The 19,564-nt window shown below is 70.2% G+C and carries 17 protein-coding genes; 12 read left to right on the top strand and 5 right to left on the bottom strand.

Translation table 11 applies throughout. The features are described 5' to 3' along the window. Positions 1 to 857: 857 nt before the first annotated feature. On the top strand, positions 858 to 1,775 hold the full coding sequence (locus tag ACIA8K_RS01270; RefSeq protein ID WP_396053656.1) for a helix-turn-helix domain-containing protein: 918 nt from the start codon (positions 858 to 860) through the stop codon (positions 1,773 to 1,775). 12 nt (positions 1,776 to 1,787) lie between these two features. Further along, positions 1,788 to 1,967, top strand: coding sequence for a DUF397 domain-containing protein (locus tag ACIA8K_RS01265; protein WP_396053654.1), 180 nt, complete (start codon positions 1,788 to 1,790; stop codon positions 1,965 to 1,967). A 34-nt stretch (positions 1,968 to 2,001) separates the two neighbouring features. Here ACIA8K_RS01265 and ACIA8K_RS01260 read toward each other — a convergent pair whose 3' ends face one another. After that, a complete protein-coding gene (locus ACIA8K_RS01260) occupies positions 2,002 to 2,295 on the bottom strand; it encodes an antibiotic biosynthesis monooxygenase family protein (protein WP_396053652.1) in 294 nt (97 codons plus the stop codon). 374 nt (positions 2,296 to 2,669) lie between these two features. Between ACIA8K_RS01260 and ACIA8K_RS01255 the strand changes: the two genes are divergently transcribed. Then, on the top strand, positions 2,670 to 3,653 hold the full coding sequence (locus ACIA8K_RS01255) for a TerC family protein (RefSeq protein ID WP_396053650.1): 984 nt from the start codon (positions 2,670 to 2,672) through the stop codon (positions 3,651 to 3,653). Between the two features lie 400 nt (positions 3,654 to 4,053). Here the strand turns inward: ACIA8K_RS01255 and typA are convergent, their stop codons facing one another. Further along, positions 4,054 to 5,919: a translational GTPase TypA gene (gene typA / locus ACIA8K_RS01250; protein ID WP_396053649.1), complete on the bottom strand. Its 1,866-nt coding sequence runs from the start codon at positions 5,917 to 5,919 to the stop codon at positions 4,054 to 4,056. A gap of 108 nt (positions 5,920 to 6,027) precedes the next feature. Here typA and ACIA8K_RS01245 point away from each other — a divergent pair, with 108 nt between their 5' ends. The 4 genes from ACIA8K_RS01245 to ACIA8K_RS01230 all read left to right on the top strand — a co-directional run bounded on the left by ACIA8K_RS01245 (position 6,028) and on the right by ACIA8K_RS01230 (position 10,638). Further along, entirely contained in the window at positions 6,028 to 6,639 is a 612-nt protein-coding gene (locus tag ACIA8K_RS01245) for a DedA family protein (RefSeq protein WP_396053647.1), read from the top strand. A gap of 67 nt (positions 6,640 to 6,706) precedes the next feature. Further along, a complete protein-coding gene (locus ACIA8K_RS01240; protein WP_396054460.1) occupies positions 6,707 to 8,323 on the top strand; it encodes a CocE/NonD family hydrolase in 1,617 nt (538 codons plus the stop codon). Positions 8,324 to 8,502: 179 nt separating this feature from the next. Further along, the gene (gene gsmA, locus ACIA8K_RS01235; RefSeq protein WP_396053645.1) at positions 8,503 to 9,570 is read left to right on the top strand and encodes a sporangiospore maturation cell wall hydrolase GsmA; all 1,068 of its coding nucleotides are present in this window, start codon (positions 8,503 to 8,505) and stop codon (positions 9,568 to 9,570) included. A gap of 15 nt (positions 9,571 to 9,585) precedes the next feature. After that, the gene (locus tag ACIA8K_RS01230; RefSeq protein WP_396053643.1) at positions 9,586 to 10,638 is read left to right on the top strand and encodes a glycosyltransferase; all 1,053 of its coding nucleotides are present in this window, start codon (positions 9,586 to 9,588) and stop codon (positions 10,636 to 10,638) included. 51 nt (positions 10,639 to 10,689) lie between these two features. Here ACIA8K_RS01230 and ACIA8K_RS01225 read toward each other — a convergent pair whose 3' ends face one another. Further along, positions 10,690 to 11,277 (bottom strand): TMEM165/GDT1 family protein, encoded by a 588-nt coding sequence (locus ACIA8K_RS01225; protein WP_396053641.1) that lies wholly within the window; start codon positions 11,275 to 11,277, stop codon positions 10,690 to 10,692. 339 nt (positions 11,278 to 11,616) lie between these two features. Between ACIA8K_RS01225 and ACIA8K_RS01220 the strand changes: the two genes are divergently transcribed. From ACIA8K_RS01220 to ACIA8K_RS01210, 3 genes are all read left to right on the top strand, one after another. Then, positions 11,617 to 13,968 carry a putative bifunctional diguanylate cyclase/phosphodiesterase gene (locus tag ACIA8K_RS01220; protein WP_396053640.1) on the top strand — a complete coding sequence of 784 codons (2,352 nt, stop codon included), beginning with the start codon at positions 11,617 to 11,619 and terminating at the stop codon, positions 13,966 to 13,968. 88 nt (positions 13,969 to 14,056) lie between these two features. Continuing rightward, positions 14,057 to 14,797 carry a RibD family protein gene (locus tag ACIA8K_RS01215; protein WP_396053638.1) on the top strand — a complete coding sequence of 247 codons (741 nt, stop codon included), beginning with the start codon at positions 14,057 to 14,059 and terminating at the stop codon, positions 14,795 to 14,797. Further along, the gene (locus tag ACIA8K_RS01210) at positions 14,794 to 15,237 is read left to right on the top strand and encodes a deaminase (protein ID WP_396053636.1); all 444 of its coding nucleotides are present in this window, start codon (positions 14,794 to 14,796) and stop codon (positions 15,235 to 15,237) included. The genes ACIA8K_RS01215 and ACIA8K_RS01210 overlap by 4 nt, the downstream gene beginning before the upstream one ends. A gap of 220 nt (positions 15,238 to 15,457) precedes the next feature. On the opposite strand, the gene ACIA8K_RS01205 is transcribed toward ACIA8K_RS01210, so the two are convergent. Together ACIA8K_RS01205 and ACIA8K_RS01200 are read right to left on the bottom strand one after the other, a co-directional pair. After that, a complete protein-coding gene (locus tag ACIA8K_RS01205) occupies positions 15,458 to 16,507 on the bottom strand; it encodes a TetR/AcrR family transcriptional regulator (RefSeq protein ID WP_396054458.1) in 1,050 nt (349 codons plus the stop codon). 60 nt (positions 16,508 to 16,567) lie between these two features. Next, positions 16,568 to 17,158 carry a TetR/AcrR family transcriptional regulator gene (locus tag ACIA8K_RS01200; protein ID WP_396053634.1) on the bottom strand — a complete coding sequence of 197 codons (591 nt, stop codon included), beginning with the start codon at positions 17,156 to 17,158 and terminating at the stop codon, positions 16,568 to 16,570. A gap of 123 nt (positions 17,159 to 17,281) precedes the next feature. Between ACIA8K_RS01200 and ACIA8K_RS01195 the strand changes: the two genes are divergently transcribed. Then, positions 17,282 to 17,725, top strand: coding sequence for a MarR family winged helix-turn-helix transcriptional regulator (locus ACIA8K_RS01195; protein WP_396053632.1), 444 nt, complete (start codon positions 17,282 to 17,284; stop codon positions 17,723 to 17,725). A gap of 116 nt (positions 17,726 to 17,841) precedes the next feature. Then, the gene (locus tag ACIA8K_RS01190) at positions 17,842 to 19,422 is read left to right on the top strand and encodes an MDR family MFS transporter (RefSeq protein ID WP_396054456.1); all 1,581 of its coding nucleotides are present in this window, start codon (positions 17,842 to 17,844) and stop codon (positions 19,420 to 19,422) included. The last annotated feature ends 142 nt before the right edge of the window (positions 19,423 to 19,564 follow it).

Raw genomic sequence — 19,564 nt, 5'->3', positions numbered from 1 at the left:
CGCGGGCTACAGTCCGGCCGCCTGGGCCAGGGTCCGGCCGCTCGGGCCACGGTCTGCGGACTGTGGTCCGGCCGACCCGGGCCGCGGTCCGGCCGGCCGGCCTGCGGGACCGCCGGGCTACAGCCTGCGGGACCGCCGGGCTACGGCCCGCTGGCCTGCGGGACCGCCGAGATACGGCTGCGGGACCGCCGAGATACGGCCCGCCGGGTGCGGGACCGCCGGGACACGGTTCAGCCGCCCGTAGGACACGGTCCGGCCGGCCGGCGCAGCTCTCAACGCTGTCGGGTCGGCTCGCGGCGCCTTCCACGGGCGGCCCGGCCGAGCCTGAAGCGGGGTCGATACTGCCGCAGCCACCATCCGAATCGACGCCTGTGACGGACAGTAGGCGACTGATGTGACTCTGCGACACCGTACCCGCGACGCTTTGTGGGGTTTTGTTCCTGCACGTGCAGCGGCACCTGCGACCGCAGATGCCGCTGCACCCTCCTGGATGGACGGACCGTTTGCGCAGGTCACCCGCATGGGTGAGAGCGGTTAGGTTTACGGCCATTAGCGCCGATTCGCCGTTTCGCGCGCACTATGTGGATCAACAACTTTCCGTGGCGGGCGTGCCGCCCCTCCGACCCGCTGCGTGACGCCCCGAAATCGCGTGCCGCTGGACTTTATCGATGCGTAACGTCGCAGGTCGGGCGCGTGGTGGACCTGGCGGCCGGGGCATTCGCGCCAGGCCGGGAAGTGCTGCGCCGGGATGTGCGAATCACTAAACATGCGAAGCGGAGTGTCTTATTGCGGATGGCTACCGCAACGTTGCTGGCTGTAATCTCCTTCTCGCCACGACATCGGCGCCGGGAGAACTAATGCCACCCCCCAAAAGTCCTACGGTCCGTCGGTTGCGTCTGGGCTCGGAGCTACGCCAGCTGCGGCGCGCGGCGGCCCTCACCCTGGAGCAGGTCTGTGACCGGCTCGGATGGGCCTCGACCTCGAAGCTGTCCCGGATCGAGCTGGGCCAGAGCCGGCCCGACCTGGCCGACATCATGGACCTGCTTGACGTCTACGACGTTGACGGCCACGACCGGGACAAACTCATCGTGATCGCCCGGGACGCCGCCGCCGCGCGCGGCTGGTGGAAGGCGCTCGGTGACATGGGTCCCCGCCAGCGGCGATATGCGGAGCTGGAAACCGGCGCCGCCGACATTTTCGAGTTCCACCAGTACGTGGTGCCAGGGCTGCTGCAGACCCCCGAGTACGGCAGGGTCCGGGTCCGTTCCGGCCGCGCGCTCTATCCGGCCCTGGACCTGGATGCGGACAGTCGCGCCCGCGCCGCCCGGCACGTGGTGCTGCGCCGGGAGGCGCCACCCCGCTACGAGGCCGTGATCGACGAGTCAGCGTTCCACAGGCAGGTCGCGCCGCCGGAGGTGATGCGCGGCCAGATGCGGCACCTGCTCGCCATGGCCGACCTGCCGAACGTGGTGCTCCGCGTGCTGCCGTTCCGGACCGTGCTGCAGGACGCGTACGTGCCGCACACCGCGTTCTCGGTGTACTCGTTCCCTGATCCGGCCGACCCTCGCACGGTCGTGCTGGAGACCATGAGCGAAGACGTGCACCTGACCGACGAGGACGAGGTGTCGCGCTATCTGCTGGTGGCGGACTGGCTGCGGGCGGCCGCGCTGCCGGAGGAGGAGTCCCGCGCGTTCCTGACCCGGGTGGCCGAGACCACCCGGCCGGAGCAGGCGCGGGTGGTCCCCGCTCAGCGCGGGGTCAACGGTGTCGGGTGAGTTGGGGAGGCAATGGGAGTACGTCTGGACGGCCGCTGGGTGAAGAGCAGCCGTAGTCACGCGAACGGTAACTGTGTCGAGGTCGCCGCGGCGCCCGGATCGGTCGCGGTCCGGGACTCGAAGGATCCGGGGCCGCGGCTCCGGATCACGGCCCCGGCCTGGCGCGCGTTCCTCGACAGGGTCACGCGCTAGTGGGTGCGGGAGGGCGACCTCCCGCACCACGGCATCAGGCGGGCACGTCAGTGAAGTGCTCGACGCGCGGCGGGCCCGCGAAGAACGGCCCGATCAGCGCACGCCACGTGGTGAAGCGGTCGGTGGCCCGGAAGTTCTCCTCGTGCGCCTCGACCGAGTCCCACTCGACAAGCAGCACGAAGCGGTCCGGCGTCTCGATGCCCCGGGTCATCCGTACGGAACGGCACCCGGGTGCGCCGGCCAGGACCGGGTGTCCCTGGGCGTACGCCGCCGCGAAGTCGTCCTCGCGCCCGGGCTGAATGTCGATCAACGCAACCTCAAGAACCATGTCCGGAAGTCTCGCACGGAGGGAATGCCCCTAGCCTCCTAGGACGGAGGCTGAAGGTGTCCAAGGGCACTGTGACGGCTGCCGTATGGATGAGGCACAATTGCCCCCGAAGGAGGGGAGTATTCCCCCTCGGCGGTGTCGTCAGCACGGAAGAAGCCCGGACAGGGGCGGACACCCGGCGCCGTCGGTCACGATTCACTCACGGATCGTGGCGGAAGAGACCTCCGGACAGTCACATTCAGCGTGTGCATCGCCGTGAGTGGGTATCACCCCTACATTGAGTCAGGGGAGAGGCCACCGCGGCGAAGTGCTGTGTCTGCCGGAGGATTCCGTTGAACGTACCCCCGTGGGTTTGGGCCGTCACGCTCGCAGTGATGGCAGCCGTCCTGGTCATGGACCTGGTCATCATCGGGCGACGCCCGCACGAACCAAGTGCGCGCGAGTCAGGCATCTGGGTCGCCATCTACGTCAGCCTGGCGTTGCTCTTCGGCGTCGGCGTGTGGTTCTTCGCCGGCCCGTCGTACGCTGGGCAGTTCTACACCGGCTGGCTGACCGAGTACAGCCTGTCAGCCGACAACCTCTTCGTCTTCGTGCTCATCATGGGCCGGTTCGCGGTCCCGCGGCAGTTCCAGCAGACGGTGCTGCTCGTCGGCATCATCCTGGCGCTTGTCATGCGCGGCGGCTTCATCGCGGCCGGCGCGGCGCTGATCAGCCAGTTCTCCTGGGTGTTCTATATCTTCGGCGCGTTCCTCATCTACACCGCGATCAACTTCGCGCGTGAGGGACTCGACGAGGAGGCCGAGGACTTCAAGGAGAACGTGCTGATCCGCTGGAGCCGGCGCGCGCTGCCGATCTCCCCGTCGTTCGACGGCGCCCGCCTCACCACTGTGCACCTCGGCCGCCGCGTCTTCACGCCGATGCTGATCGTCATGATCGCGATCGGGACCACCGACCTGATCTTCGCGCTCGACTCGATCCCGGCGATCTTCGGCATCACCCAGGAGCCCTACCTGGTCTTCACCGCGAACGTGTTCGCGCTGATGGGCCTGATCCAGCTCTACTTCCTGCTCGGCAACCTGCTTGAGCGCCTGGTCTACCTCTCCAAGGGCCTGGCGATCATCCTCGGCTTCATCGGCGTCAAGCTGATCCTCGAGGCGCTGCACGAGAACAACCTGCCGTTCCTCAACGGCGGCGAGCACATCGAGTGGGCGCCTGTTATTCCGATCTGGCTCTCGTTGCTCGTCATTCTCGGCACGCTTGTCCTCGCTACGGTTCTCAGCCTGGTCAAGAGCGCGTCCGATGACCGGAAGGCTGCTCGGTTGGCGGAGGAGTCTTCTGAGCCGGTTCTCAAGGCTTGATGTGGTGCGGTTTGTGGTCCAGTAAGGGTCACGGCCCACTTTTTAAAAAGCTTGGTGTAGCCGAAACGGAAGAGCGCGAACATTTCCACCCTCCGGTGGCCGTACCCGTCCCGGAAATGTTCAGGAAGTGCATCAAGCAGATCAAGGGCCTGCGGGGGTACGGCCCGAGGACGTAGCCAAGTGAAACGGCTCCACCCCTACGTGAGGGTGGAGCCGTTCTTTGCTGTCGCCGGGGTTCTTTACACCCTGCCTTTTTAAAGTGGTACCGGCCCTCTTACGTGACCACGACGGGATTTCGGGGGCAGGTGCCTCACGTAGGGATCAAGCCTGACCGGCCGAAGTGAGGCACCTGCCCCCGAAATCCCCAGCGTGCCCACCGGCAAACCGAAGCAAAACAAACTCAGTTGTTGTGCTTACGACGAGCCGTAGCCCGCCCACGCTCCTGCTGATTGAGGATCACCTTACGGATACGCACCGCAGCCGGCGTCACCTCGACGCACTCGTCCTCGCGGCAGAACTCAAGCGCCTGCTCCAGGGAGAGCTTGCGCGGCGGGATCAGCTTCTCGGTCTCGTCCGAGGTCGAGGCCCGCATGTTGGTGAGCTTCTTCTCCTTGGTGATGTTGACGTCCATGTCGTCGGAGCGCGAGTTCTCCCCGACGATCATGCCCTCGTACACCTCGGTGGTCGGCTCCACGAACAGGCTGCCGCGCTCCTGCAGGTTCGTCATGGCGAACGCGGTGACCGGGCCGGAGCGGTCCGCCACAAGCGAGCCGTTGTTGCGGGTGCGCAGCTCGCCGAACCACGGCTCGTACTTCTCGAAGACGTGGTGCAGGATGCCGGTGCCGCGGGTGTCTGTGAGGAACTCGGTGCGGAAGCCGATCAGGCCGCGCGCCGGGACCAGCCACTCCATCCGGATCCAGCCGGTGCCGTGGTTGACCATCTGCTCCATCCGGCCCTTGCGGGTGGCGAGCAGCTGGGTGATCGCGCCGAGGTACTCGTCAGGCGCGTCGATGGTGAGGCGCTCGACCGGCTCGCAGGTCTTGCCGTCGATCTCCTTCGTGACGACCTGCGGCTTGCCGACGGTCAGCTCGTAGTTCTCGCGGCGCATCTGCTCGACCAGGATGGCCAGCGCCAGCTCGCCACGACCCTGGACCTCCCAGGCGTCCGGCCGCTCGGTCGGGAGGACGCGAAGCGACACGTTACCGACCAGCTCGGCCTCGAGGCGGTCCTTGACCATGCGGGCGGTGACCTTGGCGCCCTTGACCCGGCCGACCATCGGCGAGGTGTTGGTGCCGATGGTCATCGAGATGGCCGGCTCGTCGACGGTGATCAGCGGCAGGGCGATCGGGTTCTCCCCGTCGGCGAGCGTCTCGCCGATCATGATCTCCGGGATGCCGGCGACCGCGATGATGTCGCCCGGGCCGGCCGAGAGGGCCGGCTTGCGCTGCAGGCCCTCGGTCATCAGGAGCTCGGAGATGCGGACCTTCGACATGGTGCCGTCGGTCTTGCACCAGGTGACGGTCGAGCCCTTGGTGATGGTGCCCTCGTGCACGCGGCAGAGCGCGAGACGGCCGAGGAACGGCGAGGCGTCCAGGTTCGTCACGTGGGCCTGCAGCGGGGCGCCCTCGGTGTAGGACGGGGCGGGGATGGTGTTCAGCAGCGTGGTGAACAGGGGGAGCAGCGAGTCGCTGTCCTCCGGGACCTGGCCGTCGGCGGGCTGGGTCAGCGAGGCGATGCCGTCGCGGGCGCAGGCGTAGACGATCGGGAAGTCGATCTGCTCCTCGTCCGCGTCGAGGTCGAGGAAGAGCTCGTAGGTGTCGTCCACGACCTCCTTGATCCGGGCGTCGGGGCGGTCCACCTTGTTGATCACCAGGATGATCGGCATGCGGGCCTTGAGCGCCTTGCGGAGCACGAAGCGGGTCTGCGGGAGCGGGCCCTCGGACGCGTCGACGAGGAGGATGACACCGTCGACCATGGTCAGGCCGCGCTCGACCTCACCGCCGAAGTCGGCGTGGCCGGGAGTGTCGATGATGTTGATGGTCACGGGGTCGCCGGTCGGGGGCACGTAGCGCACGGCGGTGTTCTTCGCCAGGATCGTGATGCCCTTTTCGCGCTCCAGGTCCATGGAGTCCATGACCCGGTCGGCGGCCTCGGCCCGGGCGGAGAATGCGCCACCCTGTGTGAGCATGGCGTCGACCAGCGTGGTCTTGCCGTGGTCAACGTGGGCAATGATCGCGACGTTACGGAGGTCGGAGCGGGTCTGCATACCTTTAGTGTCCCGAACCTGCGATCAATCCGTCTAATCGGGGGTCGATACCGGGTAAGGAGTGACGGATGAGGACTGGGATGCTTCTCCGATGACCTGGGGAGCGTCATGGAAGGCCTGGTAGACCGCCTGGCGTCGTTGCCACCGGGGTTGATCTACCTGGTCGCGGCCGCGCTGCTGGTCCTGGAGACCGGGTCGTTGATCGGGCTCACCGTGCCGGCCGAGGCCACGCTGCTGCTCGTCGGCTTTCTGGCGTTCGAGGGACGGCTGGAGCTGGGCGCCGCGCTGGTGGCGATGATCACGGCGGCCGCGGCCGGTGACTCGCTCGCGTTCCGGGCCGGCCGGAAGTACGGGCCGAGACTGCGTGCGAGCGGCCTGGGCCGGCGGGTCGGGGAGGACCGCTGGCGCCGCGCGGACGAGCTGATCGTGCGGCATGGCGGCGCGGCCATGATGCTCGCGCGCTGGCTCGCGTTCGTGCGCACGCTCGCGCCGCGGCTGGCCGGGAGCAGCGGCATGCGGTACCGGCGGTTCCTGCCGTGGAACCTGGCGGGCGTGGCGAGCTGGGCCGGGGCGTCGATCCTGGCCGGATATGCGGCGGGCGAGTCGTACCGGCGGATGTCCGCGGTGCTCGGGCAGGCGACCGGCGTGGTGCTTGCGCTGATCGCGGCCGTGGTGGCGCTGACCGTGATCGGACGCCGGCTGGCCCGGGCCCGGCGGTGACAGGTCTCACGTCCGGGGTACATCCGGAGGCGGTGACGAAGGGAGTCCCGGGGTGATCGGGGAGCGAATGCTGTCGGCCGCGCTCGGCCTGCCGAAGGCGGATCACAAGATCAAGATCAGGAGAGGCCTGTCGGTACGCGCCCGCGACGGCGCGATCCTGCGTACCGACCACTACGCGCCGGATCAGGACGGCCCGGCCGTGCTGATCCGCACGCCCTACGGCCGGGGCGCCGCAGCGGCACTGATCGGCCGGTTGTGCGCGACGCGGGGCCTGCACGTGGTGGTGCAGTCGTGCCGGGGAACGTTCGGGTCGGACGGGCGGTTCGAGCCGCTGATCCACGAGCGCGACGACGGCGTGGACACGCTTGACTGGCTGCGCCGCCAGCCCTGGTACACGGGCCGGCTCGGCATGCTCGGCATCAGCTACCAGGGCGCGGCGCACTGGGCGATCGCGGCGGACGCGGCGCCGGACCTGGCCGCGGTGGTGGCGGTGGTGACCACCTCCGCGATGCGCGACCTGACCTACGCGGGCGAGGCGTTTTCGCTTGACACGGTGCTCACCTGGACCGAGCTGCTTGAGGCGCAGACCGTGCCGTGGCTGGCCCGGCAGGTGGAGCTGCGGCGTGGCCAGCCCCGGCTCACGGCCGGGTTCGCGCATCTGCCGCTGGCCGAGGCGGACCTGGTGGCGACCGGCGGGACGGTGCCGTTCTTCCAGCAGTGGCTGGCCGAGCACGCGGCGGGCGCGGCGTACTGGCGGGACCGGGTGTTCGACGGGCGGCTGGCCGAGGTGACCGCGCCGGTGGCGATGGTGGCCGGCTGGCACGACATCTTCCTGCCCGCCCAGCTTGACGATTTCCAGGTGCTGAGCGAGGCGGGCGCGCGGCCGAGCCTGACGATCGGGCCGTGGACGCACGGCAGCCCCGGCCTGTTCGCGGCCACGCTCCGCACCGGGATCCCGTTCCTGGTCGGGCATCTGACCGGCGACGGACCGGCGGCCGCGGTCGACATCACGCTCACCGGCCGCCCGGAACGCCGGCACGCCTGGCCGGCCGCGTCCACGCCCACGGCCTGGCACCTGCAGCCGGGCGGTGGGCTGAGCGGTGCGGTGGCGCCGGACAGCGCGCCGGACGAGTTCACCTACGACCCGGCGGATCCGACGCCGTCCGTGGGCGGGCCGGTGCTTGTCGCACACCGTGCCGGGCCGGCCGACAACTCCGGGCTTGAGGCGCGGGCGGACGTGCTGACCTGGACCGGCGCGCCGCTTGAGCACGACCTGACCGCGATCGGGCCGGTTCGGGCGGAGATCTGGGAGAGCGGCTCCCTCCCGTACCGTGACGTGTTTGTCCGGCTCTGTGATGTTGATCCGGCGGGTGTCTCACGGAACGTGTGTGACGGGCTGGTGCGGGTGGCGCCCGGGCGGTTCCCGGAGGAGGCGGACGGGGTGTGCCGGGTGACAGTGCCGCTGTGGCCGATCGGGCACGTGTTCCGCGCCGGGCACCGGCTTCGCGTGCAGGTCAGCGGCGGTGCGCATCCGCGCTGGGCGCGGAATCCCGGTACCGGCGAGCCGCTCGGGGCCGCGGTGACACTGCGGTCCGCCCGCCGCCGGGTCTTCCATGACGGGGTGCGCCGTTCCGCGCTGTTCCTGCCGGTGGAGACGGCGGCCGTCGCCGAGACAAAAAGCTAATTTCCCTCATATAACCCGAAACAGGCGCTTACGCTCGGTGGCGGATTCGTCTATGTCGGAAGGGGGGAACCGGCATGCGCAGCGGTTCTACGGCACGGCACCTCAGAACGGGCACGGGGCACCATCGTCGCACCAGGGGCCGGGTTCGGCGCGCGGCAGGCATACGCCGGCTCGGCCCGATGGCGCTGGCGCTCGCCGGGACGCTTGCCGCGCTCGGCGGCGTGCCGGTCGAGGCGCTTGGCGCGACAGTCAGCAGCACCGTGCACAGCCCGGGCGCGCCGCTCAACGTGCGCACCGGCGGCGCGAACGACTCCAAGCGGACCGGCTCGCTCGCCGACGGCACCGCGCTGCAGGTGAGTTGCCAGATCTTCGGCCAGCAGATCAACGGCACCGTGCGGAAGACGCCGTACTGGCTGCGGCTCGGCGGCGGCGGATACGTCTCGGACGGGTTCGTGCGCTGGAACCCGTCCCGGCCGCAGGTGCCCTGGTGCGGGCCGGACGCCGCGACAGTGCCGCTCGCCCGGCCCGGCGGCGCGTCCGGGCTCAACGTGCGGTCCGTCTCCAACACCGGCGGCCGCGAGCTGCGCGAGATCAGGAACGGCGAGACGCTTCACGTGGTCTGCCAGGACTGGGGCGAGGCGGTGGCCGGCACCCAGCGGTCGAGCGCGGCCTGGAACAAGCTCGCCGAGGGCGGGTACGTGGCGGACGCGAACGTGATGTGGCCGTCCTCGCCCACGCTGCCCTGGTGCGGGCAGGCGCCGCCGACAGTGCCGGCGGGCACGCCCGAGGCGTTCATCGCCCGCGTCGCGGAGCCGGCCAGGGAGGGCATGCGGCGCTTCGCCGTGCCCGCGTCAGTGACGATCGCGCAGGCGATCCTGGAGTCGGGGTGGGGGAGCAGCGGGCTGACCCGGCGCGACCACAACTACTTCGGGATCAAGTGCTTCGGCACGCCTGGGGAGACCGCGGTCGGCTGCCGGTCGTACGAGACCAGCGAGTGCAACAAGAAGGACTGCTTCCGGACCCGCGCGTCGTTCCGGGCGTACCGGAACGCGTCCGGCTCGATGGTCGACCACGGGCGGTTCCTGACCGTCAACCCGCGGTACGCGCCCGCGTTCACGCTCGGGTACGCGCCGGAGCGGTTCGCCCGCGCCATCCACAAGGCCGGATACGCCACCTCGCCGACGTACGCGGACAATCTGATCTACATCATGCGCCACTACGATCTGACCAGGTTCGACAAGATCTGAGGCGGCTTCATGGTGATGGGCGCGGCACGTCGGGTGGCACACGCGGTGCAGCGGGCGCAGGACGTCAAGGTGCGGCAGCCGCCGGCGATCAGGACCGGGCCGCCGTCCGGCCAGCCGGTGATCTACTACCTGACGCCTGACAACCCGAAGCCGTCCGGCGGGCTGCGCCAGATCTACCGGCACGTTGACCTGCTCAACGCGTCCGGGACCGCGGCCGCGGTGCTGCATCACGAGCGCGGATTCCGCTGCGACTGGTTCCCGAACGACACGCGCGTCACGTCCGCGGCCGAGGCCGTGCTCACGCCCGAGGACCTGCTTGTGGTGGCCGAGTGGTACGGGCCGGCGCTCGGCAGACTCCCGGCCGGCCTGCGCAAAGTGATCTTCAACCAGAACGCGTACCGGACGTTCGATCAGCAGCCGTTCGACGCGACACCTCCCGGCGCACCGCTGGCCGGCGTGGCGAACGTGCTGGCGCTGCTCGCCGTCTCCGAGGACAACGAGGAGTTCCTCAGGTACGCGTTCCCGCAGGTCCCGGTCGGCCGGGCACGCGTGGTGGTGGACACGGACGTGTTCTTCCCCGGCGACCGCGACGAGATCCCGGCGCGCCGCATCGCCTACCTGCCGCGCCGCCGCCGGGCCGACGCGGAGCAGGTGCTGCACCTGCTCCGGGCGCGCGGCGCGCTGACCGGCTGGGAGCTGGTCCCGATCGACGGCGTGCCGGAGTCCGGCATCGCGGAGCTGCTGCGCGGCTGCCCGGTCTTCCTGAGCTTCAGCGAGCGCGAGGGCTTCGGCCTGCCACCGGCCGAGGCGATGGCAAGCGGCGCCTACGTTGTCGGTTTCACCGGGCTGGGCGGCCGCGAGTTCTTCGACGAGATGTTCAGCGTGCCGGTGCCGGAGGACGACGTGCTCGCGTTCGCCAAGCGCGCCGCGCAGGCGCTCGAGACCTATGAGACAGATCCCGGCGGGGTACGGGCGATGGGGCGCCTGGCCGCCCACCACATCCGGGACAGGTACTCGGTCGACGGGCTGCGCGACGACCTGGCCGCGTTCTACAGCCGCTTCCTGTGAGTGAGCGGGGCGTCGGTCGGGTGGTGCCGGCGGACGCCCCGGGCACGGGGGTCAGGACAGTTCGATGATCGCCTCTGCGATCATCCAGATGCCGAAGATCGCGAAGAGCACGGCCGCGCCGATCTTGATGGCCTTCTCCGGGAGGTGACGGCCGAGCAGGCGCCCGACCAGGATCGCCAGCGCGTCCGCGGCCACCATGCCGACCGTGGAGCCGAGCCAGGTGCCGAACCAGCCGTACTGGGTGGCGAGCGTGATCGTGGCAAGCATCGTCTTGTCGCCGAGTTCGGCGATGAAGAACGCGACGCCCACCGCGATGATCGCGGACCCGGTAGACGCCTCGGCCTTCTTCTTCTCGTCGTCGGTGAGCACGTCGCCGCGCAGCGTCCACGCGCCGAAGAAGATGAACGCGATGCCGGAGATCAGGGCGATCCAGCCGGTGGGGAGCGCGGCGCCGAGGCCGTACCCGATGCCGACGGACGCCAAGTGCACCACAGAGGTCGCTATCGTGATGCCGATAAGTACCGGCCAGGCGCGGTAACGCAGAGCGAACGTCATCGCCATCAGCTGTGACTTGTCGCCGAGCTCCGCGACGAAGATGACGCCGAAGCTGACGAGGAACGCGACAAGGAAGCCGTCCATGAAGCCCTTTCCGGTGTGTCAGGCCGGATCAAAGGGCGCGGGCGACCTCGACCCGGCTGTTGTCTGCGCACTGATGTGCGCCAGCCTGAGTCGAAGGTCTCGCCCGCCCCGGTCGTGAGACCGAGGCCGCGTGGCCGGACACCCGTCGGGAGCCTCGGGGCGTCAGTATGTCGACCACGACATTGGGAGCTACTCCCCTTCGCGTGGACGACTATAGCTGTCACCCGCAGTGGTGACCAAGGGTGACGATGGCCACGTGCCGATCAGGGAAATCGCATATGTCGACCGCTGGGCGGCCGATGGTCACAGCAGGAGAGACCGAATTCCCCGGAGGCCGCCGTGACGATCGCAGAGCGGGTCGCACGGCCACGGCCGTACCTGTGGCTGTGGTTCGTGCTCGGGTGTGCCGCGCTCGTCATGCTCGGCGCGGTCCTGCCGGCGACCCGGCCGCTCGCGTTCCTGGGCACCGAGATCGCCGCGATCGCCGCGATCGGCACCGGGATGCGTCTGCACCGGCCGCGCCGGATGACGCCCTGGTGGTGCATCCTTGCCGGGCTGACCGTGCCGCTGATCGCGAACGTCTCCTGGATCGTGGCCGCCTCGTCCGGCGGCCGGGCCGGCTATCCCGGCCCGATGGACGCGTTCTACTACCTGATGTATCCGCTGATCATCGCGGGCCTGCTGGCGCTTCCGGAACGCGGCGGGAAGGGCGCCTGGCGGGCCGGGACGCTCGAGACGGGCATCTTCGCCTGCGCGGGCGCGGTCCTCTACTGGACCGCGCTTGTCGACCCGGTGCTCAACAACCGGGGCGCGGAGCTGACCTCGGCCGGGTGCTTCGCGCTGGCGTACCCCCTGATGGATCTTCTGATCATCTGTGGCGCGGTGCGGCTCGCGCTGATCGGCAGTGGGCGCGCGGGCTGGAGCGCGCTCGTCGTGCTGGCCGGGCTGAGCCTCGCGGTCGGTGACACCACGTTCTTCATCCACGTGGTGGACGGCGGCGACGGGCGGCTCAACCTGCTCCCCGCCTCACTGTGCTGGCTGGCCGGCGCGGTGCTTGTCGGCACGGCCGCGCTGCACCCGGCGATGTCCGCGGGCGGCCGGCTGACGGACGTGCGGCGCACCCACCCGCACTGGGCGTTCGCCAGCTACCTGGCGCTTGTGCTCATCGTGCCGGCCGCCACCACTGTCTCGCTCCTCACCGAACTGCATGACGGCTCGATCAGCACGGTGGACGTCGCGGTGCCGATGGGCGCGACAGCCGTCACGCTCGTGCTGCTGGTGACCCGGCTGACCCAGATCGCCACGATCGCGGAGACGCGGGCCCGCGCGCTGGACCGGCGTGGCGCGGCCCTGGAACGCGCGCTCGCCCGGCAGGAGTCGCTGCAGGACCAGCTCAGCCACCAGGCGCTGCACGACTCGCTTACCGGCCTGCCGAACCGGCTGCTGCTGCGTCAGCGCGTCGAGGCGGCACTCACCGCGGGCGGGCCGGCCACGCTGATCATGCTGGACCTGGACGGGTTCAAGGACGTCAACGACAGGTTCGGGCACCCGACCGGGGACGCGCTGCTCGCCGTGGTCGCGGACCGGCTGCAGACCGGGCTGCGGGCCGGCGACACGCTGGCCCGGCTGGGTGGCGACGAGTTCGCGGTGCTGCTGCAGGACGTCCACGGACTCGACGCGGTGAAGATCGGCGAGAAGCTGGTCGCGCTGGTCCGGCGGCCGGTCGAGGTCGGCGACCACCTGCTGCACACAAGCGCCAGCCTCGGCCTGCGCACGCTCGACCCCCGGCTGAACACGTCCGAGATGCTTCGCGACGTCGACCTGGCGCTCTACGCGGCGAAGGCGGCCGGCAAGGACCAGGTGGTCAGCTTCGACGAACGGCTGCGCGCCGAGCAGCTGCACCGCACGCGCACAGTCGACGGGCTGCGCGCCGCGATCGACCGCGCCGACTTCGCCGTGCACTACCAGCCGCTTGTCGACCTGCGCGACGAGCAGACGGTGGCAGTCGAGGCGCTGATCAGGTGGACGCCGAGCGACGGCCAGCAGATCAGCCCGGACCAGTTCATCTCCGTCGCCGAGGACAGCGGGCTGATCGTGCCGATCGGCGCCTGGGTGCTGCGCCGTGCCTGCCTGGACGCGGTCGCCTGGCACCACAGGTACGGCGTGCGGCTGTCAGTCAACGTCTCCGTGCGCCAGCTGCGCGAGCCCGACTTCGAGCAGGTGGTGCGCGAGGCGCTGGAGGCCTCCGGACTGCCCGCGCACGCGCTCACCCTGGAGATCACCGAGAGCGTGCTGGTCGCGGACGGCGGCGGGCAGGCGCTCACCCACCTCGCCGCGCTGCGCCGGACCGGGGTGAAGGTCGCGGTCGACGACTTCGGCACCGGTTACTCGTCGCTTGCGTACCTGCAGCACCTGCCGATCGACAGCATCAAGATTGACAAGGCGTTCGTGCCGGTCGAGGGCCCGGAGGGTGCCCAGCAGGTGTCGCTGATCCGCGCGATCATCGACCTGGCCCGCAGTCTCGCGCTCGGCACTGTGGTGGAGGGCGTGGAGACCGCGGACCAGGCCCGCCTGGTGCACAGCCTCGGCTGCCACCTCGGGCAGGGCTACCACTTCTCCCGGCCGATCACCGCGGACGCCGTCGACCGCCTGATCGCCGCGGACCGGTTGCTTGCCGAGGCGCGTTTTTGACGTGTGTCACGGGCGTTAGCGCATTTCCGGACCCGCCGGACCACTACGCTTGCGGTGTCGGGTTCGTCGCGCGCCGGGGGGTTGTGCCATGAGGTCGCAGCCTGCCACCGAGCCGGTCCGCGCCGCCGAAGCACCGCGCCCGCGCCCGTACACGCTGCTCAGCTGCGCGATGTCCGTCGACGGCTACATTGACGACGCCTCCGCCGAGCGCCTGATCCTCTCGAACGACGCGGACCTCGACCGCGTCGACCTGATCCGCGCCACCTGCGACGCGATCCTGGTCGGCGCCAGCACGGTCCGCCGCGACAACCCCCGGCTTGTGGTGCGTTCCCGCACCCGCTCCGCCGACCGGCTCGCCCGCAGCCAGCCCGCGTCACCGGTCAAGGTCACGCTCACCCGCTCCGGCAATCTCGACCCGGCCGCCCACTTCTTCACCGCCGGCGACTCCCGCAAGCTCGTCTACGCCTCCTCCACCGCGACCCCGGCCCTGGAGGCGAGCCTGGACGGCCTGGCCACAGTCGTCGACGCCGGGCCCGACGTCGCGCTCGAGTGGGTGCTCGCCGACCTGTCCGCGCGCGGCATCCACCGCCTGATGGTCGAGGGCGGCGCCGCCGTGCACGCCGAGTTTCTCACCGCCGGCCTCGTCGACGAGCTGCAGCTGGTGGTCGCGCCCTTCCTGGTCGGCGACCCCGCGGCCCCCCGCTTCGCCGGCGGTGGCGCGCTCTCCTGGCCCTCCGACCGCCGGATGACCGTCGCCGAGGTCCGCAAGATCGACGACGTGGTGCTGCTGCGCTACCTCCTCACCGATCGCTTCGAGGTGCCGGTGTGACGACGGACCTGCTCTGGCTGGCCCGCGCCGTCGAACTCTCCCGTCTCTGCCCGGTCTCCGAAACCGCCTTCGCCGTGGGCGCGGTCATAGTCGCGCCGGACGGCCACGAGCTGGCCACCGGCTACTCCCGCGAGAGCGGCCCGCACGACCACGCCGAGGAGACCGCGCTCCGCAAACTCCGCGGCGTCGACCTCACCGGCGCCACCATCTACAGCTCCCTGGAACCCTGCAGCCGCCGCGCCTCGCATCCGCGTACCTGTGCGGAACTGATTCTCGAGGCCGGCATCCCGCGCGTCGTCTACGCCCTCCGCGAGCCGCCGGTCTTCGTCGAGGGCGACGGCGCCGCCCTCCTCACCGCCTGCGGCGTCCAGGTCACCCACCTCGAAGACCTGGCCGACGAGGTACGCCGGATAAACGCCCACGTGCTGTCCCTGCACTGAGCGGCCGGCCCACTGCCCCTTCGCCAGGACGATAAGCCCAGCCTCCTAGGAAGCCGTAGACGGTCGAGACGCGCATTGCTCCGGTGACCGATGATCATCGATGTCTTTTGGCAACGGAGGGAGCGCACATGCTGACGAAGAGCACGATCAACGTGCGGAGCGAGCCGGACCCGGCCGGGGGCCGTGTCGTGGTGACGCTTGACGGGACGTTCCTGCCCTATCAGTGGTAGGACGCCGCCGCGTGGCAGGCGCCGTAGCCGGTGGCGCGGGCGATGACCCGGCCGCCGGCGATGCGGAGCGCGGCCTCGGTGCCGTCCGCAGGCGCGTGCACCGCTGCCGCCGCCGCGATCTCGCCGGTCTCGTCGTGCACGATGCGCAGGTGCGGGAGCCCGGACGGCGGAACCGTGGCGCGCAGGCAGGCGGCGAGGTCCGCGACGCAGAGGCGGGCGAGCGGGCCCAGCTCGCCGGGGTCCGCGGTCACCAGCACCAGCGTGACCTGCTCCGGTGACCCCGACGCTGCGGAAACCCCGCGGAGCGCCTCCTCGACCGCGATCAGCCGGTTCAGGCCGAGGACCGCGACGAGGCCGTCCGACTCCAGCGGTGCCGGCGCCTCCCGCAGCGCGTCGATCACGCCCACCGGCGGCGACCACGGGTCGTCACAGGGCGTCGCGGACGGGATGAACTGCAGGTGTGGCGGTGGCCAGCCGTCGCCGAGGTCGAGGCGGGCCAGATGCCCGACGGCCGCGACGACCGCGAACGGGTCGACGAAGTGCGGGGCCGCGGCCGCGAGCTGGCTCGCCCCGTGCAGCGTGGTGAGCGCGGCCTCGGCGGTGCGGACCATGCGGTCCCGGCTGTCGTCCATCTGTTCCAGCACCAGCCCGAGCGTGACCGCCGCCAGCCCGGTGAGCTGCGCGAACGGCAGGTGCAGCGGTTTCGACACCAGCACCTCGGGCAGCAGTTCGGCGTCCAGGCGCATCGCGTCCGCGACAAGCGGGAGCCGGGCGGTCCAGGCGCGGGCGAACGCGGCCAGCGCGTCCGCCACGGTCCGTGGCGCGGCGCCCGGCGCCGGGGCTTCGAGCGCGGACAGCAGCACCGTCAGATAGAGCGCGCGCTTGCTCGTGAAGTTGGAGTAGACCGCGCCCCGGGTCAGCTCGGCCCGTTCCGCGATGTCGTCGATCTTCGCGTCCCGGAAGCCCCTGGCGAGGAACTCGACGCGCGCGGCCGCGATCACCTTCCGGCGGTTGTGTTCCTGCATCTCCGCCCGGGTCATACGTGCCACAGCGGGATCCTAGCGCCTGTCTGCGGCTCCACCCCCACCTCGATGCAGCGCCTATTCGCCGAACGCGGGGCGCAGGATTCGTAGCGCCTCGTCGACCAGGTCGGGCAGCGGCGTGGCGCCGTCTTCCTCGATCCACTGCGCGGTCGCGATCCGGACCGCGGTGAGGCAGGTGCCGGCCAGCAGGTGGGCGCGGAGTGCGGGCGTCGCGCCGCGGGCCGCGAACTCGAGCGTCAGCTCCCGTTCCAGCTCCGCGAAGATCGCGCCCTGCCGGGAGATCAGTGCCGGTTGGGTGCGCAGCAGGCGCAGCTGGGCGGTGGCGCCGGGGCCGTGGGCGCCGAACGTGCCGCGCAGCGAGCGCATGGTCTCGCGCATCGCGATCCACGGTGTCTCGTCGGCCGGGCGGGCGTGGATCGTGTCCAGGAAGTCGCGCATGCGGGCCTGGTCGCCGTAGAGCAGCACCTCCTCCTTGCCCGAGAAGTAGTTGGAGAAGGTGCGCCGGGAGACGTCGGCCGCGTCCGCGATCGCCTCGACCGTGACGTTTGCCAGCCCGTCGCGGAGCACCAGGCGCAGCGCGGCCTCGTGCAGGGCGAGGCGCGTCGCGGCCTTCTTGCGTTCGCGGAGGCCGGACGGCTGCGGATCCATGGTCGAGATCCTAGCGAGCGGACGGGCCGGTCAGACTGTGATCCGTTTCCCAATGGGCAAACTTGCGCAGTGGGCACGTTCGGCGGATGCTTGCATGTGACAACCACATGAGGGGCGGTCCTTATGGAGACCGAGCTGATCCGCCGGATGCAGGAGCAGCAGCGCGTGCTGCGGCTCGCCAAGCAGATCCGGCCCTCCCCGGGCGTACCCCCGGGGCTTGTCGGTCTTCTTGGGGAACTGGACCGGCTCAGCGGCGCGGAGTGCCACTCGAAGGAGCTGGCCGCCCGCACCTTCCTCGATCCGTCGACTGTCAGCCGCGCGGTCGCGCAGCTGGTCACGCTCGGTTTCGTGGAGCGGGCGCCGGATCCTGAGGACCGCCGCGCCAGCGTGCTGGCCGTGACGCCGCCCGGCCGGGAGGCGCTCGCCGAGATGAACGCCTGGTACGGCCGGGTCATCACGGAAGCCCTCAGCGACTGGACCCCCGTGGAGATCGCCGACTTCACCGCACTTCTCGCCCGCTTCTCGCGAGACATGACCGACTACCTGTCCAGGGAGGACGCGCGATGAGCGCCCAAACCCCCGGTGCGATGAGCACCCAAGCCTCCGGTGCGATGAGCGCCCAAAACCCCGGTGCGATGAGCACCGCAGCCTCCGGTGCGATGAGCACCCAAGCCTCAGGTGCGATGAGCGCCGCAGGCTCTACTCCGCCCGCGGAGGCCATGAGTCACCGCCAGATCCTTGAGGCGCTCAGCGGTCTGCTGCTGGCGCTCTTCGTGGCGATGCTCAGCGCCACGATCGTCTCCAACGCGCTGCCGCAGATCATCGGCGCGCTCAACGGCACCCAGACCCAGTACACCTGGGTCGTCACCGCGACGCTGCTCACCTCGACGGTCACCACCCCGATCTGGGGCAAGCTGGCGGACCTGATCAGCAAGAAGTCGCTGATCCAGATCTCCATCGTGATCTTCGTGCTCGGTTCGATCATCAGCGGCTTCGCACAGGACACGCCGCAGCTGATCGCGGCCCGCGCGTTCATGGGCATCGGCGTCGGCGGCCTCCAGGCGCTGGTGCAGGTGGCGATCGCCGCGATGATCCCGCCGCGGGAGCGCGGGCGCTACAACGGCTACCTCGGCGGCGTGATGGCGCTGGCCACGGTCGGCGGCCCGCTTATCGGCGGCGTGATCGTGGACACCGACTGGCTCGGCTGGCGCTGGTGCTTCTTCGCAGGCATCCCGTTCGCGCTGGTCTCGCTGTTCCTGCTGCAGGCGACGCTCAAGCTGCCGGTGCTCAAGCGGGACAACGTGAAGATCGACTACCTGGGCGCGTCGCTGATCGCGGCCGGCGTCAGCACCGTCCTGGTCTGGATCTCGTTCGTGGACGACTCGTTCGGCTGGTTCTCCTGGCAGACGGGTGCGATGGTCGGCGTGGGCCTGGCGCTGCTGGCGGCGGCGGTCTGGGTGGAGTCGCGGGTCAAGGAGCCGATCGTTCCGCTGACCATCGTGCGGCAGCGCACGCCGGCCCTGTCCATCCTGGCCAGCCTCGCGGTCGGCATGGCGATGTTCGGCGGCGCGGTCTTCCTCGGCCAGTACTTCCAGATCGGGCGCGGTTACAGCCCGACCGAGGCCGGTCTGCTCACCATCCCGATGATGGCCGGCGTGCTGGTCTCGTCGATCATCGCGGGCCGCATGATCACCAAGAGCGGAAACGTCAAGCCCTACATCCTCACGGGTACGATCGTGCTCGTCATCGGCTTCCTGGCGTTGTCCACGATCGACCACCAGACGTCGCTCTACCTGGTCGGCGGCGCCATGTTGCTTGTCGGCACCGGCGTCGGCCTCTCCATGCAGAACCTGATCCTCGCCGTGCAGAACGACGTGCCGCTCAAGGACATCGGCGCGGCCAGCGCGACAGTCACGTTCTTCCGCTCGCTCGGCGGCACGGTCGGCGTCTCGGTGCTCGGCGCGGTGCTGGCCCGCCGCGTCACCGAGTCGATCACCCGTGACCTGACCGCGGCCGGCATCCCGGCCGGTGGCAACGGCGGCACCAGCGCGCTCAACCTTGCCGCGCTGCCGCCGGCGGTGCAGGACATCGTGCGGGCTGCCTACGGCGATGCGACAGGCCACATCTTCCTGATCTCCGCCGCGATCGGCGTGATCGGCATCGTGGCCGCGGTGTTCCTCAAGCCGACCACGCTCCGGTCCAGCCTGGACCTGGGCGAGAAGCGTGCGGTCGCGCCGGAACCGCAGCAGGTGGCGAAGGTCTGAGATTCACCCCGCAGCGGCCCCGCGACCACCAGGTCGCGGGGTCGTCTCGTTTCCATCCGGTAAAAGTCATCGATATCTGTTGACGTTGGCGGCCCGTCACTCGATGCTGTTGCGACGTAGGCGCAGCGTTGTGATCAGCACC

This window comes from Catenuloplanes sp. NPDC051500 (genome assembly GCF_044454585.1).
Taxonomy (GTDB): domain Bacteria; phylum Actinomycetota; class Actinomycetes; order Mycobacteriales; family Micromonosporaceae; genus Catenuloplanes.
This window is presented reverse-complemented; position numbering and strand designations above follow the sequence as displayed.

Excerpts from the sequence above, each read along its gene's own strand:
- ACIA8K_RS01270 (WP_396053656.1), top strand. The coding sequence starts at position 858 with ATGCCACCCCCCAAAAGTCCTACGGTCCGTCGGTTGCGTCTGGGCTCG.
- ACIA8K_RS01265 (WP_396053654.1), top strand. The coding sequence starts at position 1,788 with ATGGGAGTACGTCTGGACGGCCGCTGGGTGAAGAGCAGCCGTAGTCAC.
- ACIA8K_RS01260 (WP_396053652.1), bottom strand. The coding sequence starts at position 2,295 with ATGGTTCTTGAGGTTGCGTTGATCGACATTCAGCCCGGGCGCGAGGAC.
- ACIA8K_RS01255 (WP_396053650.1), top strand. The coding sequence starts at position 2,670 with ATGGCAGCCGTCCTGGTCATGGACCTGGTCATCATCGGGCGACGCCCG.
- typA (WP_396053649.1), bottom strand. The coding sequence starts at position 5,919 with ATGCAGACCCGCTCCGACCTCCGTAACGTCGCGATCATTGCCCACGTT.
- ACIA8K_RS01245 (WP_396053647.1), top strand. The coding sequence starts at position 6,028 with ATGGAAGGCCTGGTAGACCGCCTGGCGTCGTTGCCACCGGGGTTGATC.
- ACIA8K_RS01240 (WP_396054460.1), top strand. The coding sequence starts at position 6,707 with ATGCTGTCGGCCGCGCTCGGCCTGCCGAAGGCGGATCACAAGATCAAG.
- gsmA (WP_396053645.1), top strand. The coding sequence starts at position 8,503 with ATGGCGCTGGCGCTCGCCGGGACGCTTGCCGCGCTCGGCGGCGTGCCG.
- ACIA8K_RS01230 (WP_396053643.1), top strand. The coding sequence starts at position 9,586 with ATGGGCGCGGCACGTCGGGTGGCACACGCGGTGCAGCGGGCGCAGGAC.
- ACIA8K_RS01225 (WP_396053641.1), bottom strand. The coding sequence starts at position 11,277 with ATGGACGGCTTCCTTGTCGCGTTCCTCGTCAGCTTCGGCGTCATCTTC.
- ACIA8K_RS01215 (WP_396053638.1), top strand. The coding sequence starts at position 14,057 with ATGAGGTCGCAGCCTGCCACCGAGCCGGTCCGCGCCGCCGAAGCACCG.
- ACIA8K_RS01205 (WP_396054458.1), bottom strand. The coding sequence starts at position 16,507 with ATGACCCGGGCGGAGATGCAGGAACACAACCGCCGGAAGGTGATCGCG.
- ACIA8K_RS01200 (WP_396053634.1), bottom strand. The coding sequence starts at position 17,158 with ATGGATCCGCAGCCGTCCGGCCTCCGCGAACGCAAGAAGGCCGCGACG.
- ACIA8K_RS01195 (WP_396053632.1), top strand. The coding sequence starts at position 17,282 with ATGGAGACCGAGCTGATCCGCCGGATGCAGGAGCAGCAGCGCGTGCTG.
- ACIA8K_RS01190 (WP_396054456.1), top strand. The coding sequence starts at position 17,842 with ATGAGCGCCGCAGGCTCTACTCCGCCCGCGGAGGCCATGAGTCACCGC.